The organism is Pseudomonas sp. PA-6-3C, from assembly GCF_021605825.1.
Classification (GTDB): Bacteria; Pseudomonadota; Gammaproteobacteria; order Pseudomonadales; family Pseudomonadaceae; genus Aquipseudomonas; species Aquipseudomonas edaphica.
Genome location: NZ_WKDV01000020.1, coordinates 36,531 through 51,143 on the forward strand (window position 1 = coordinate 36,531; position 14,613 = coordinate 51,143).

At 60.5% G+C, this 14,613-nt stretch carries 13 protein-coding genes; 5 read left to right on the plus strand and 8 right to left on the minus strand.

The window, feature by feature from the left end; all coding sequences use genetic code 11:
- Positions 1 to 62: 62 nt before the first annotated feature.
- The 3 genes from GIW48_RS15190 to gcl all read right to left on the minus strand — a co-directional run bounded on the left by GIW48_RS15190 (position 63) and on the right by gcl (position 3,694).
- On the minus strand, positions 63 to 953 hold the full coding sequence (locus tag GIW48_RS15190; protein ID WP_056857631.1) for a 2-hydroxy-3-oxopropionate reductase: 891 nt from the start codon (positions 951 to 953) through the stop codon (positions 63 to 65).
- Between the two features lie 172 nt (positions 954 to 1,125).
- Positions 1,126 to 1,908, minus strand: a complete 783-nt coding sequence (gene hyi / locus GIW48_RS15195; protein ID WP_017136239.1) for a hydroxypyruvate isomerase — start codon at positions 1,906 to 1,908, stop codon at positions 1,126 to 1,128.
- A gap of 10 nt (positions 1,909 to 1,918) precedes the next feature.
- On the minus strand, positions 1,919 to 3,694 hold the full coding sequence (gene gcl / locus GIW48_RS15200) for a glyoxylate carboligase (protein WP_099549032.1): 1,776 nt from the start codon (positions 3,692 to 3,694) through the stop codon (positions 1,919 to 1,921).
- A 256-nt stretch (positions 3,695 to 3,950) separates the two neighbouring features.
- Here gcl and GIW48_RS15205 point away from each other — a divergent pair, with 256 nt between their 5' ends.
- Positions 3,951 to 4,391 carry a GlcG/HbpS family heme-binding protein gene (locus GIW48_RS15205; RefSeq protein ID WP_056857113.1) on the plus strand — a complete coding sequence of 147 codons (441 nt, stop codon included), beginning with the start codon at positions 3,951 to 3,953 and terminating at the stop codon, positions 4,389 to 4,391.
- Positions 4,392 to 4,518: 127 nt separating this feature from the next.
- Here GIW48_RS15205 and GIW48_RS15210 read toward each other — a convergent pair whose 3' ends face one another.
- The gene (locus GIW48_RS15210; protein WP_099549031.1) at positions 4,519 to 4,977 is read right to left on the minus strand and encodes an REP-associated tyrosine transposase; all 459 of its coding nucleotides are present in this window, start codon (positions 4,975 to 4,977) and stop codon (positions 4,519 to 4,521) included.
- 210 nt (positions 4,978 to 5,187) lie between these two features.
- Positions 5,188 to 5,793: a TetR/AcrR family transcriptional regulator gene (locus GIW48_RS15215; RefSeq protein ID WP_017136243.1), complete on the minus strand. Its 606-nt coding sequence runs from the start codon at positions 5,791 to 5,793 to the stop codon at positions 5,188 to 5,190.
- Positions 5,794 to 5,926: 133 nt separating this feature from the next.
- Here GIW48_RS15215 and GIW48_RS15220 point away from each other — a divergent pair, with 133 nt between their 5' ends.
- Together GIW48_RS15220 and GIW48_RS15225 are read left to right on the plus strand one after the other, a co-directional pair.
- Entirely contained in the window at positions 5,927 to 6,832 is a 906-nt protein-coding gene (locus tag GIW48_RS15220) for a DUF808 domain-containing protein (RefSeq protein WP_017136244.1), read from the plus strand.
- 65 nt (positions 6,833 to 6,897) lie between these two features.
- Positions 6,898 to 8,889 carry an FUSC family protein gene (locus tag GIW48_RS15225; RefSeq protein WP_236460857.1) on the plus strand — a complete coding sequence of 664 codons (1,992 nt, stop codon included), beginning with the start codon at positions 6,898 to 6,900 and terminating at the stop codon, positions 8,887 to 8,889.
- Between the two features lie 35 nt (positions 8,890 to 8,924).
- Here GIW48_RS15225 and GIW48_RS15230 read toward each other — a convergent pair whose 3' ends face one another.
- Positions 8,925 to 9,713: an MlaA family lipoprotein gene (locus GIW48_RS15230; protein ID WP_017136246.1), complete on the minus strand. Its 789-nt coding sequence runs from the start codon at positions 9,711 to 9,713 to the stop codon at positions 8,925 to 8,927.
- On the minus strand, positions 9,706 to 11,004 hold the full coding sequence (locus GIW48_RS15235; RefSeq protein ID WP_017136247.1) for a serine protein kinase PrkA: 1,299 nt from the start codon (positions 11,002 to 11,004) through the stop codon (positions 9,706 to 9,708). Before GIW48_RS15235 ends, GIW48_RS15230 begins: the two co-directional genes overlap by 8 nt.
- 235 nt (positions 11,005 to 11,239) lie before the next feature.
- Here GIW48_RS15235 and GIW48_RS15240 point away from each other — a divergent pair, with 235 nt between their 5' ends.
- A complete protein-coding gene (locus tag GIW48_RS15240; protein ID WP_099549028.1) occupies positions 11,240 to 11,608 on the plus strand; it encodes a hypothetical protein in 369 nt (122 codons plus the stop codon).
- Positions 11,609 to 11,721: 113 nt separating this feature from the next.
- On the opposite strand, the gene GIW48_RS15245 is transcribed toward GIW48_RS15240, so the two are convergent.
- Positions 11,722 to 13,275 carry a glycoside hydrolase family 17 protein gene (locus tag GIW48_RS15245; protein ID WP_177033502.1) on the minus strand — a complete coding sequence of 518 codons (1,554 nt, stop codon included), beginning with the start codon at positions 13,273 to 13,275 and terminating at the stop codon, positions 11,722 to 11,724.
- Between the two features lie 332 nt (positions 13,276 to 13,607).
- Between GIW48_RS15245 and GIW48_RS15250 the strand changes: the two genes are divergently transcribed.
- On the plus strand, positions 13,608 to 14,459 hold the full coding sequence (locus tag GIW48_RS15250) for a glycine betaine ABC transporter substrate-binding protein (protein ID WP_017136250.1): 852 nt from the start codon (positions 13,608 to 13,610) through the stop codon (positions 14,457 to 14,459).
- Positions 14,460 to 14,613: the final 154 nt, after the last annotated feature.

Sequence of the window (14,613 nt, forward strand, 5' to 3'; positions counted from 1 at the left end):
TAACTGAAAGACCGCTATCGCAGGCAAGCCAGCTCCCACATTGGCCTGCATTTCAAATCGAATTACTTATCGCGAATCGAAAAATTCGCCATATGCTCCAACCCTTTGATCAGCGCCGAGTGGTCCCAATTACCGCCACCAATCGCCGTGCACGTGCTGAACACCTGCTGCGTGCCAGCCGTGTTCGGCAGGTTGATCCCCAGCTCCTTGGCCCCGGCCAGCGCCAGGTTGAGGTCTTTCTGGTGCAGGTTGATGCGGAAGCCCGGATCAAAGGTGCCCTTGATCATGCGCTCGCCATGCACTTCCAGGATCTTCGACGAAGCAAACCCGCCCATCAGCGCTTCGCGCACCTTGGCCGGGTCGGCGCCGTTCTTCGATGCGAACAGCAGTGCTTCGGCCACTGCCTGGATGTTCAGCGCGACGATGATCTGATTCGCCACCTTGGCGGTCTGGCCATCGCCATTGCCGCCGACCAGGGTGATGTTCTTGCCCATGGCCTGGAACAGCGGCAGGGCGCGTTCGAACGTCTGCGGCTCGCCACCGATCATGATGCTCAAGGTGCCAGCCTTGGCGCCGACCTCACCGCCGGACACGGGCGCGTCGAGGTATTGCGCGCCGGTCTGGTTGATCTTCGCGGCGAACGCCTTGGTGGCGGTGGGCGAGATCGAACTCATGTCGATCACTACTTTGTTGGGCGACAGGCCGGCGGCAACACCGTCGGCGCGGAACAGCACGTCATCCACCTGCGGGGTGTCGGGCACCATCACGATGATGAACTCGGCTTCCTGGGCGACTTGCTGCGGGTTGGCCAAGGCCACCGCGCCGGCCGCGATCAGGGCTTCGGGCGCCTTGCCGTGATGCTCGGACAGGAACAGTTGGTGACCAGCCTTTTGCAGGTTGGCGGCCATGGGTTGGCCCATGATGCCGGTGCCGATAAATCCGATTTTAGCCATGATCAACATCCTCTTTTTATTCTAGGTGCAGGGCGGACACGGTCCACCAAACACTGAAGATCCAAATGTGGGAGCTGGCTTGCCTGCGATGGCATCACCCGGTTTTGCCTGATACACCGCAGTGTCTGCATCGCAGGCAAGCCAGCTCCCACCTTCTTTTGTGTTGTGTCAGTCAGATGGCGTTATGGGTTTTGAGCCAACCCAGTCCCGCCTCGGTGGTGGTCAGCGGCTTGTACTCACAGCCGACCCAACCGGTGTAACCAATCCGATCCAGATGCTCGAACAGGAAGCGATAGTTGATCTCCCCGGTCCCCGGCTCGTTACGCCCAGGGTTGTCGGCCAACTGGATGTGGTTGATCTCACCCAGGTGCGCGGCCATGGTTCGGGCCAGGTCGCCTTCCATGATTTGCATGTGGTAGATGTCGTATTGCAGGAACAGGTTGGCGCTGCCCACCTGCTCGCGAATCGACAGGGCCTGCGCCGTGTTGTTCAGGTAGAAACCCGGGATGTCGCGGGTGTTGATCATCTCCATCACCAGCTTGATGCCCGCCGCTTGCAGCTTGTCGGCGGCGTACTTGAGGTTGGCGACAAAGGTCTTTTCTACGGTTTCGTCATCCACACCGGCGGGGCGAATCCCGGCCAGGCAGTTGATCTGGGTGTTGCCCAGCACTTGGGCGTAGGCGATGGCCAGCTTGACCCCGGCACGGAACTCCTCGACCCGGTCCGGGTGGCACGCCAGGCCGCGCTCGCCCTTGGCCCAGTCACCGGCCGGCAGGTTGAACAGCACTTGGGTCAGGCCGTTGGCATCCAACTGCGCCTTGATCTCGGCGGAGCTGAACTCGTACGGGAACAGGTATTCCACACCCTGGAAGCCGGCGTCGGCGGCCGCTTTGAAACGGGCGAGAAAGTCCTGCTCGGTAAACAGCATGGACAGGTTGGCGGCAAAACGCGGCATAGGGTTCTCCTTAATCGAGCAGGGAAATGGCAGTCGGCGCGTCGTTGCCGACCAGGGCCAGATCTTCGAATTCGTTGACGGCGTTGATCTCGGTGCCCATGGAAATATTGGTCACGCGTTCCAGAATAATCTCAACAATCACCGGAACCTTGAATTCTTCGATCATTTCCTGCGCCTTGCGCAACGCCGGCTGGATCTGGCCCGGCTCGAATACGCGCAGCGCCTTGCAACCCAAGCCTTCGGCGACAGCCACATGGTCGACGCCATAGCCGTTAAGTTCCGGGGCGTTGAGGTTGTCGAAGGACAGCTGCACGCAGTAGTCCATCTCAAACCCGCGCTGGGCCTGGCGAATCAGGCCCAGGTAGGAGTTGTTCACCACTACGTGGATGTACGGCAGCTTGAACTGCGCGCCCACCGCCAGCTCTTCGATCATGAACTGGAAGTCATAGTCGCCCGACAACGCCACCACTTTGCGGCTCGGGTCGGCCTTGACCACGCCGAGTGCCGCCGGAATGGTCCAGCCCAAGGGGCCGGCCTGGCCGCAGTTGATCCAGTGGCGTGGTTTGTACACGTGCAGGAATTGCGCGCCGGCAATCTGCGACAGGCCGATGGTGCTGACGTAGCAGGTGTCTTTGCCGAACACCTGGTTCATCTCTTCGTACACGCGTTGCGGCTTGACCGGCACGTTGTCGAAGTGGGTCTTGCGGTGCAGGGTGGCCTTGCGCTGCTGGCAGTCATGCAGCCAGGCGCTGCGATCCTTGAGCTTGCCGGCGGCTTTCCACTCGCGGGCCACTTCAATGAACATCGTCAGCGCAGAACCGGCGTCGGACACTATGCCCAGGTCCGGCGTGAACACGCGGCCAATCTGCGTCGGTTCGATGTCGACGTGAATGAACGTGCGGCCTTCGGTGTATACCTCCACCGAACCAGTGTGGCGGTTGGCCCAGCGGTTGCCGATGCCCAGCACCACGTCCGACTTGAGCATCGTTGCGTTGCCATAGCGGTGCGAGGTTTGCAGGCCGACCATGCCCACCATCAGCGGGTGATCGTCCGGGATCGTGCCCCAGCCCATCAGGGTCGGGATCACCGGGATGCCGGTGAGTTCAGCAAATTCAACCAGCAACTCGCTGGCGTCGGCATTGATCACGCCGCCACCGCTGACCAGCAAGGGGCGTTCGGCCGCATCCAGCAGCGCCAGGGCTTTTTCCACCTGGATGCGCGTAGCCAAGGGCTTGGCCAGCGGCAGTGGCTGGTAGGCGTCGATATCGAATTCGATCTCGGCCATCTGCACGTCGAACGGCAGGTCGATCAGCACCGGGCCAGGGCGGCCGGAGCGCATTTCATAGAAGGCTTTCTGGAACGCGTAGGGCACTTGGCCGGGCTCCAGAACAGTGGTCGCCCACTTGGTCACCGGCTTGACGATGCTGGTGATATCCACGGCCTGGAAGTCTTCCTTGTGCATCCGTGCACGTGGGGCCTGGCCGGTGATGCACAGAATCGGGATCGAGTCGGCCGAGGCGCTGTACAGGCCGGTGACCATGTCGGTGCCCGCCGGGCCGGAAGTACCGATGCACACGCCGATATTGCCGGCCTTGGTGCGGGTGTAGCCCTCGGCCATGTGCGAGGCGCCTTCAACGTGGCGAGCAAGGACGTGATCGATGCCACCGACCTTCTGCAAGGCCGAATACAGCGGGTTGATCGCGGCGCCCGGGATACCGAAGGCGGTGTCCACGCCTTCACGGCGCATTACCAGGACGGCGGCTTCGATTGCTCTCATTTTGCTCATGGTTTTGGTGCCTCTTGCGTTTTGTAATTGTATACAAGTGGTGTCTGGACAAAGTGTATTCATGGCGAGCGGCGAAGGTCAATGCATTTTGCAAAGTGGCCATGGCGTTCGTCGGAAGCACTTTTTTCGACGTGTGGAGCCTTTGTGCGAAAATATTGTATACAAAAATAAATGTCATTGTGTTCTATTTGTTTGATCGAGCATCTGATCAAACAGACCTCCACCGCATTCCCAATAACAAAAGAAGGACGGCACCATGAGCGCTTTAACCTTGAAACTTGCCACCCAACTCGCCAGCCAGGCCCTCACCGCAGGCCGCACGATCTCGGCTGCGCCGCTGACCATCGCGGTGCTCGACAGCGGCGGCCACTTGATCACCCTGCAACGCGAAGACGGCGCCAGCCTGCTGCGCCCACAAATCGCCATCGGCAAGGCCTGGGGCGCGATTGCACTGGGCAAGGGCTCGCGCCTGCTGGCGCTGGACGCACAGCAGCGCCCGGCGTTTATCGCCGCGTTGAACAGCCTGGGGCAGGGCAGCGTGGTGCCGGCACCGGGTGGGGTGTTGATTCGCAATCATGACGGGCTGGTGCTGGGGGCGATCGGGATCAGCGGCGATACCTCGGATATCGATGAGCAGTGCGCGATTACGGCGATTGAGGGGGTGGGGTTGTTGGCAGATGCGGGGGTTTCTGCTTGATTCTGTGGTGACTGTAAGGGCCTCTTCGCGAGCAAGCCCGCTCCCACACTTGGCTGCATTCCAAAGGTGGAACTCGGTCAAGTGTGGGAGCGGGCTTGCTCGCGAAGGCGGCGACCCGGTCTTGGCTTTAAACCCAAATCGCATCCCACAACGGATAGTCGCCAATCCGCTCTACCAACCCTGCTCGCAGTGGATTGGCCACCACATACCTGGCCATTTTTACCAAATCATCCTCCCTGCGCAGTGCCCGATCATGAAAACCGGTTTGCCAAAGCCGGCCCTTGCGCCCGGTTGCACCATTCACCGATCGCGTACTTTTGGATTTCACCTGACACATCAAATCCCCCAACGAGCCTTTTTGCAGTTCGATCAGCCAGTGGAAATGGTCTGGCATCACCACCCAGGCCAATGAATTAGCCAGGCCTTGGTATTGGGCCAGTCTGAACTGCCAGACCACCAGGCGGCCGAGGTGAAAGTCGCCGAATAGTGGGACTCGCTCCTGGGTGTTGGTGGTGATCAGGTAGACGCGGTTCGGTTCGCTGAACCGCCCGATGCGCAGGCGGTGTGAAGTCGCTAGATCAGGCATTCCATGGCCTCTCTTCAGATGGGTTCTGAGAGGCTAGATCTCGGTGGCTGATGCTGATCGGCAGGCTTTTGGCAGGATGTGTCTGGATGGGCGCTTTCGCGAGCAAGCCCGCTCCCACATGGGGTCTGCGGTGTTAATACAATTTATGTCTCGCGCGGATCAAAATGTGGGAGCGGGCTTGCTCGCGAATAGCACCGGCACCTCGGTCCATCAGCCCAACTCACACCCCTTCAACACCAACCGAATAATCGTCTGCGCCGCCGCCTCATAATCCGCCTCATCCAGCTTGGCTTTGCCGGTCACCGCCGATATCTGCCAGTCAAAATCGGCATACGTCTGCGTCGCCGCCCAGATGCTGAACATCAGGTGGTTGGGGTCTATGGCGGCGATCAGGCCGCGATCTACCCAGCTTTGGATGCAGTTGATGTTGTGCTTGGCCTGGGCGTTGAGCTGCTCGATCTGCTCGGGGCTCAGGTGCGGGGCGCCGTGCATGATTTCGCTGGCAAACACCTTGGATGCAAACGGCAAATCGCGGGAGATGCGGATTTTCGAGCGGATGTAGTTGCTCAGCACCACCGACGGCTCGCCCTCGGGGTTGAACGGTGTGGAGGCGGCCAGGATCGGCTCGATAATGCTTTCGAGCACCTCGCGGTAGAGGTTGTCCTTGGACCTGAAGTAGTAATAGACGTTGGGCTTGGGCAGCCCGGCCTTGGCGGCGATGTCGCTGGTTTTGGTCGCGGCGAAGCCCTTGTCGGCAAACTCCTCGCTGGCCGCCCGCAGGATCTTTTCTTTATTGCGCTCGCGAATGGTGCTCATAAACCAGGAGTTTCCTTGCCAGATCGGCGGTTGTGCATGGTAGCACCGGCTATCCGCGAGCCTCAAGAATGCGCCCGTAAAGCTTTGCGCCGCGCTATGCTCGGCGTTTCTCATTCTTATGGAAGCCCGATTGATGGCAGGAAGCAGCTTGTTGGTATTGATCGACGATATCGCCGCCGTACTCGATGACGTTGCGCTGATGACCAAAATGGCCGCCAAGAAGACCGCCGGCGTGCTGGGCGATGACTTGGCACTCAACGCCCAGCAGGTTTCCGGCGTGCGCGCAGAGCGGGAAATCCCTGTGGTGTGGGCGGTGGCCAAGGGGTCGTTTGTCAACAAACTGATCCTGGTGCCGGCGGCATTGCTGATCAGCGCCTTTGCGCCGTGGGCGGTCACGCCGCTGTTGATGCTCGGCGGCGCCTATTTGTGTTTTGAAGGCTTTGAGAAGCTTGCGCACACCTTCTTGCATAAACGCACCGAAGAACAGGCTCACCTGGTTGAAGCCGTGGCTGATCCGGCGACTGACTTGGTGGCATTTGAGAAGGACAAGATCAAAGGTGCAATTCGCACCGATTTCATCCTCTCGGCGGAAATCATCGCCATCACCCTGGGTACCGTTGCGGATGCGCCTTTGATGCAGCAAGTGATAGTGCTGTCGGGCATCGCCATTGTCATGACCATTGGCGTGTACGGGCTGGTGGCCGGTATCGTCAAGCTCGATGACCTGGGTCTGTGGCTGACGCAAAAGCCCGGCCAGGCGGCTCGCAGTATCGGTGGGGCGATCTTGCGCGCCGCGCCTTACATGATGAAAAGTCTGTCGGTGATCGGCACAGCGGCGATGTTCATGGTCGGCGGCGGCATACTCACCCATGGCGTGCCGGCGGTGCATCACTGGATCGAGACGCTCAGCCAGAGTGTCGGCGCGGCGGCGTGGTTGATGCCTACGTTGCTCAACGCAGTGGCCGGGATTATTGCCGGGGCGCTGGTGCTGGCCGTGGTTTCACTGGTAGGCAAAGTGTGGCGCGCGCTGAAACGCTAGATTGGCATTCGGCGGGCATATAGATACTATGCTAATCATTAGCTAGCTATCTATGTGTTCGCTGAATGAAGCTTTCCACGTTTCAACTGCCTGACTTCTGGCAAGCCACCCTGGCGCCCTCGCGGGACGATCTGCTGTTTGCGTTGCGCAACATGATCGCCGGCGGGGTCGCGTTGTATCTGGCCTTTTGCTTGGACTTGCAGCAGCCGCAATGGGCGCTGACCACGGTATTTATCGTCGGCCAGTCCACCAGCGGCATGGTCTTGGCCAAGGGTGCCTATCGGTTACTGGGCACGTTTGTGGGCGCGGCGGCTTCGGTGGTGATGATTGCTGTCTTCGGCCAAGCGCCTTTGTTGTTTCTACTGTGCATGGCGTTGTGGTTGGCGTTTTGCACCACAGGCGCGTCGTTGCTGCGCAATCACGCCTCTTATGGGTTTGTGCTGGCGGGCTACACCACGGCGATTATCGCGCTGCCTGCGACTGCGGCGCCGCTTGGGGTTTTCGATGAGGCGGTAGCCCGTTGCCAGGAAATCAGCCTGGGGATTCTCTGCGCGTCTATCGCCAGCACGATTTTATGGCCGCGCCGGGTTGAGCAGACGCTGGCGGTTCAAGGCCGTGCGGCCTGGCAGGCGGGCCTGCGCGCCGCGGCGTCGGAGCTGCTGGGCACCGATCAGCGCAAGGGGTTGCTCGAAGCACTGGGCCGTTTGGTTGCAGTTGATGCCCAGCGTGACCATGCCTGGTTCGAAGGCCCCAAGGGCCGGCGCAGATCCCAGGCGCTGCGGGTGCTGAGCCGGGACTTGCTGGGACTCTTGCGCGCGGCCCGCGGCGTGGCACGGCAGCGACTGATGCTGGAAGATGCGACCCGCGTGGCGCCTTGGGTGGACGAGGTGGCCGCGACGCTACAGCAAGAGCGGCCCGATGCGCTGCCTGCACTCTCGCAGCGCCTGAGGTTGGCGCTGGGTGATCCAGGTTTGAGCGCGGAGGCGCACTTTTGCCTGGTGCAATTGGCCGAGGTGCTGCGCTTGATCGATGTGGGCGCATTGACCCTGGCGGCCGTCGAAGCTGGCAGGGTGCCGCCCGGTGCGCCAGGCGCCCTGTCCTGGCATCGGGATATCGAGCAAGGCGTGCTCGGTGGGCTGCGCAGTGCCTTGGCGTTTCTGGCCGTTGCGGCATTCTGGATTTTTACCGACTGGCCGTCGGGCCTGGGTGCAGTGTCGATCAGCGGCGTGGTCTTGAGCCTGTTTGCCGCGCGGGAAAACCCTTCTGCGTCGGGCCTCAATTTTCTCAAGGGCATTGCGCTGTCGATCCCGATAGCCGGCTTTGTGCGCTTTGCCTTGTTGCCCGGGTTTGATGCTTTCGCGCTGTTATGCGTGGCATTAGGCGTGCCGTTGTTTTTCGCCTCGCTGTGCATGAGCCGGGCAAAACTTGTGGCCACCGCTTCGGCGTTTTGTATCTTCTTCGTCAACAACGTCGGGCCGAGCAACCTGATGAGCTACGACATTGCTGCCTTCCTCAACAAGGCCATCGCGACCTTGGTGGGCGTCGGGATTGCGGTGCTGGTGTTTCGCCTGATCCAGCTCAACCCTGGCGAGCGACACTACCGGCGTATGTTCAAGGCTTCGTTGTTCGATTTGGCGCAGTTGACTTCGCGCCCTCTGGAGCAAGCCGAGAGCTGGTTTGGCGGGCGCATGGCCGATCGCTTGATTCGCCTGTCACGCTACAGCCAAACCTTGCCCGCCGAGCGTCGTACCCATTGGGATAATGGCCTGCTCGGGTTGGACCTGGGTGATGAGTTGCTGGAGTTGCGTGCAAGCCTTGCGGGCAGCCAGGGCGCCTTGGCTGGCGAGCGTGATGATTATCTGCGGCAGTTGGCGGTGATACTCAGGCACGCGGGGCCAGGCTTGGCAACGGCGGGGATGCTGGATGGGCCAAGTGCTGCACTGCTTCAAGCACTTGAGCAGCCGTCGGGGTTGACGGAGCAGGATCGGGAGATGGCCAGGGCGGCGGTGCTGCAGTTGCGGTTTACCTGGCGCAAGTGGTGTCAGCGAGGCATATAGCAGCAGGAGCTGGCGAACCAGCTCCTGCAGGGAGGTTACTCGGCGATCTGCAACTTGCGCGACTCGGTATAGATGTAGCGCACCTTTTCATACTCAAACGGCGAGTTCATCTGACCGTAGCGGAAGCTGGTCTGGTAGCGCTTGTCGACGGCGCGCAAAGCCCAGATTTCCGGGTGGTTTTCGCTGACCTTGGAGACGTTGAGGAAGTTGATCTCGGTCTCGGCGCCGTAGTCGACGATCAGGCCGGTAGTGTCACGCAGGTTCGAGGGCCCGAAGATCGGCAGCACCAGGTAGGCGCCGCCAGGGACGCCGTAGAAGCCCAGGGTCTGGCCGAAGTCTTCGCTCTGGCGCGGCAGGCCCATGGCGGTGGCCGGGTCCCACAGGCCGGCGATGCCGATGGTGGTGTTGAGCAGCAGGCGCCCGGTGGTTTCCAGGGAGCGGTGGCCCTTGAGTTGCAACAGGCTGTTCACCAGGTTGGGCACATCGCCCAGGTTGTTGAAGAAGTTGCTCACACCGGTACGCAGGAAGCTGGGAGTGACGTAGGTGTAGCCGTTGACCACCGGCAGGAACACCCATTGGTCGAAGCGGTAGTTGAAGTGGTACACGCGGCGGTTCCACGACTCCAGCGGGTCATAGACGTTAAGTGCCGTCAGTGATGAACGCTCGAATTCACGCTGGTCCAGGCCCGGGTTGAACTTGAGTTTGGTCAGCGGTTCCTTGAAACCGTCGGCGCCGACTTTGACCGGCTCGTGGGCCTTGCTGTTGTCGGCATTGGCCACGCCTGCGCACATCAAGGCGGCAAGCAGCAGAAGATATTTAGCCACGGAAGAACTCCAGCATGGCGTCGGCGTTGACGCGGTAATTGAGGTTGCCGCAGTGGCCGCCCAACGGGTAGACGGTCAAGCGATCGCCGAAGGTTTTACGCAGGAAACCCAGGTCGCCAGGGCCGAGGATCAAGTCGTCGGCGTTGTGCATCACGGCAATTTTCGGGCTGTCGTGCAGGTAGTCCTTGAGGGCATACAGGCTGACCTGATCGATCAGTTGCAGCAGGCTGCCGCCGTCGGAGCGCGCGCGCCACATCGGGATCACTTGTTCGGTGAGGTAGCAGTCGAAGTCGCATTGCAGCGCACGCTTGAGGAACGGGGTGAGGCTGGTGCCTTCGGTGATCGGGTATTTCGGCGGGATGATCAGGCCGCGACGGTTGATCAGGTCCGAGGTGAAGGCAATGTCGGCCGCCGAGAAGCGGAACGAGGTGCCGATCAGCATCGCCATCTGTTCGTTGGTCAAGTGCTGCTTGGACTGCTGGAAGTCATAGAGCAGGGCATCGTTGAGGTCGATGTAGCCTTTTTGCTGGAAGTAACGGGTCAGCTTGCTCAGCACCAGCTCATAAAACGTGGTGGTGTTGTTGATGCCCTTGACCTCGGTCTGTACCAGCTTGTCGAGGTTGGTGATCGAGGTGTAGAGGTTGACCGGCGGGTTGAGCAGCAGCACTTTCTTGAAGTTGAAGCTGCGGCGGGTCTCGTCGAGCTTGCTCACAAATGCCGCGTCCAAAGCGCCCAGGCTGTAGCCGGAGAGGTAGTAGTCGGTCACCGGCAGCGTGGAGTTCTGCGCGCGCACCGCCTGCATCACGCGGTACATGTCTTCGGCGTCTTCCTGGGTAATGCCGGGAGTGGCGAAGCGCGAAGCCGCGGCGATGAAGTCGAAGCTGGTGGGCGAGGACAACTGGACCACGTGGTAGCCGGCTTTGTAATAGAGCTTTTTGAGGTATTCGTTGATGCTGCTGTCATACCGCGCACCGGTGCCGGAAATCAGGAAAATCAGCGGTGCGGCGTGGTCTTGCTTGGCGATGCGGTAGGTGAGTTTCTTCACCGCCCAGAAGTTGTCCGGCAGGCTGAACTGGCGCTCAGGGCGCATGGTCAGGCTGTAGTCGGACTGGTTGATCTCGTCGTCGCTCGGCAATTGCGGGCGCAGATTCGGCGGAGTGGTGGCGATAGTCGCTTCGAACGGGTTGGTCAAAGGGTAGCCATAGCTGGCTGGGTCGATATCGACGGCCAGTGCTGACGCACTCAAAAATAGGCTGCCCAGCAAGGCAGCGCAGCGCAAGGAACGGAGCATGACTTAATCCCTAAGAGGAAACGTGCTGAATGAAGTTCGCAGGCTATGACCACCGCGTTGCCACCGAAGTGCCAGCCCTCGGCACTAAAAGTCGGAAAAAACCACGGAATCGGGGTAATAGTAGCCAGAAGATACACGTTGCCATGCATTGATGAACACTAATTGTGTGTATGCGCCTTGCTAACGGCTGCCGGCGCATTAAGCTGAGCGCCGTTTTTGCCTATCGGAGTACCCCATGTCCCGTCGTTTGCCACTGATCCTGCTGCTTATTGCCCTGCCGTTATGGTTGGCCGCCAGTTATGGCGCCCGTTACGGGTTTATGGAAGACGGCCAGTGGGTGGGGGTCTGCGTTGACGAGGCCAGCCGCTGGGAATGCCAGTTGCGCTCGAACCTGGGGCTGATGATTCACTTCAAGGTATTGGGCTGGGCCGCATTGGTCACGTCGGTGCTGGCGTTTTTTGTGCCGGGGCGAGCGGGCTGGGGTTTGGCGGTGTTGGGGATGGTGTTCGGGTTGCCGGCACTGGCGTTGTATAACACCACGTTTGCGGTGTTTGCGGTGGTGATTGCGGGGTTGCGGTTGGTCAGGAAGCCTCGGGGCGTCTGATAGAGCCTCATCGCAGCGGTGCGACGATTCGACAAGCCAGTTCCCACATTAGATTGGGTGCATCCCATGGAATGCGGTCGAATGTGGGAGCTGGCTTGCCTGCGATAGCATTTTTAAGCTTTGCGCACCCGCAAGCAACGCCACAACGCTACAACCATCAACCCGCTGACCAGCGCCCAACCCCACGCCTGCTGGTTCAACAAGCCTTCGCGATACAGCTGCGGCGCAATGCCGGCGCCAATAATGAAGGCCAGCAGCGCAATCTCCCGACGCGGGCCGGTGACCGGGCGAACCAGGTAAACCAGTGCCGGCAATACCAGTGCCGCACTTGGGAAGCTGCGATAGCGCGGGTCAAACACCAGCGCCAGCATCATCACTGCACCGGCGAACCCGGCAATTGCCACCAGCCAACCTGCGCGTTGCTCCAGCCAAGTGAAGGCGCGTTCCCGCCAAGCTTCCCGAGCGCTTAAAGCCAGCGCGGCATGGGCCAGTACCAACAGGTTCAACACCACCAGTAAGCCCGCCCACACCCATTCATCGTTGAAACGTGCTGTGACACGGGTCAGCTCGGCCCAGGTGCCAATGGAGCAGGCGGCCACTACGCCGAGTAATGGCAGCATGAATGCGGCACGCGCGCTGCGCACCCGGCCGCCCAGTGCCAGAGTGCCCAGCAGAATCAGGCCGCCGATGCCCAGCCACAGCGGCCAATACGGCACGTTACTCACCGGCCCGGCAAGGATGCCCTTGTCCTGGCGGTCGGCGTCAAACAAGCCCCAGTAACCACCGACTGCACCTTCGCTGGCGCGTTTCCACGGCTGGTCAAACGCTTCGATCAGGTTGTAGCGCCAGCCATTGGCCTCGGCCATGGCCACAAAACCACGCATGAACTTGGCCTCGTTGACCCGGCTCGGCACCGCGGTTTCGCGCTGGCGGCCTTCGCTGGGCCAGCCGGTCTCGCCGATCAGCACATCTTTAGGGGCGAATTTGTTGCCAAAGGTCTGGCGCACATCCCCCACATGCTTGAGGGCCTGGTCGATGCCCGACGGGTCATCTTCCCAGTAGGGCAGCAGGTGAATGGTCAGGAAATCCACCGCCGGGGCGATTTCCGGGTGTTGCAGCCAGAACTCCCACACATCGGCATAAGTGACCGGCTGCTTGATCTGGCTTTTGACCTGATGGATCAGCGTCACCAACTGCTTGGCGGTGACTTCCTTGCGCAGCAGGGCCTCGTTACCGACGATCACCGAAGTGACCACATCGGGGTTGGCATTGGCAGCAGCAATCAGTTCTTTGATTTCTTTTTCGGTGGCCACCGGGTCACTGCTGACCCAAGCGCCGGCCATCACCTTCAAACCATGCTTGCGCGCCATGCCCGGTAGGGCTTCCAGGCCGGTCATGGAATAAGTGCGGATGCATTCAAAACGGGTGGCCAGCAGCGCCAGGTCGGCGTCCATGCGCTCAGGGCGCAGTTTGAACGGCTGGTCGAACGGCGACTGGTCCTTGTCGAACGGCGTGTAGGACGCGCATTGCATCTTGTGGCTGGCACTGGCCACATCCGGCAACACCACCGGTCGGCCAAGGCCGTACCAATAGCCGACGAGGGCAAGCACGCCGAGGATCAAGGCGCAGAAATAGGGCAGGGCAGGAAAGCGGGCAGTCGCGGGCATGGTCAGCTTATCTGGGGGAGCAAAGGCGCGCATCTTACCCGGATTTAGCCCGTCCCAGTGGGGCTGCATAATTTAGACATGCAAAGTTCGGGCGGGAAATTGACGCCAAGTCCTAAGAACTGTCCTGCTGGCGATGTGATGTCGTTTCTTGCTTACCCGAGGTCGCTGACAGAGCAGGTCCAAGGCCCCGGCAGGTTGATGATCGAAGTGTCAGCACTCCACTGGCGGCGCACCACCGTGATCGACGCGCGTGAAGGGGGCGCGATGCACCCTATAACAACAGGTTGACGTCGCTCGGCATCCGCCGAGCGCAGCACTTTCGGGGAAGTATTATGAAGATGCGACGACTCTTGGGCGCAGCTGCCACTCTGGTAGTTGCGATGGGCTCCACACTGGCCAGCGCCGACAGCAAAACCCTGAGCATCGGCTATGTAGATGGTTGGTCCGACAGCGTTGCCACGACCCATGTGGCAGCCGAGGTGATCAGGGAAAAACTCGGTTACGACGTGAAACTGCAAGCGGTCGCCACCGGGATCATGTGGCAGGGCGTAGCTACCGGCAAACTCGACGCCATGCTCTCCGCCTGGCTGCCCGTGACTCACGGTGAATACTGGACCAAGAACAAGGACAAGGTGGTCGACTACGGCCCCAACTTCAAGGATGCCAAAATTGGCCTGATCGTGCCGGAGTACGTTAAAGCCAAGTCCATCGAAGACCTCAAGACCGACACCACCTTCAAGAACAAGATCGTCGGCATCGACGCCGGTTCAGGCGTGATGCTCAAGACCGACGAAGCCATCAAGGCCTATGGCCTGGACTACAAACTGCAAGCCAGTTCGGGCGCTGCGATGATCGCCGAGCTGACCCGTGCCGAAGACAAGCAGGAATCCATTGCGGTGACCGGCTGGGTGCCACACTGGATGTTCGCCAAGTGGAAACTGCGCTTTCTGGACGACCCAAAAGGGATTTATGGTGCTGCTGAGACCGTCAACAGCATCGGCAGCAAGGGCCTGGAGAAGAAAGCGCCGGAAGTCGCCGCTTTCCTGAAGAAATTCCAGTGGGCCTCCAAGGACGAAATCGGCGAAGTGATGCTGGCAATTCAAGAGGGCGCCAAGCCTGATGCCGCGGCCAAGGATTGGGTCGCCAAGCACCCTGAACGTGTCGCCGAGTGGACCGCAAAATAAAGCACTAACCCTTGTGGGAGCGGGCTTGCCCGCGATGGCAGCGTATAAGTCACAGATGTTTTGACTGATACACCGCCATCGCGGGCAAGCCCGCTCCCACATTAGCCTCGCACGCCCGTAAACCCTCGCTACACTCCCTCTACTACTAAGGTCG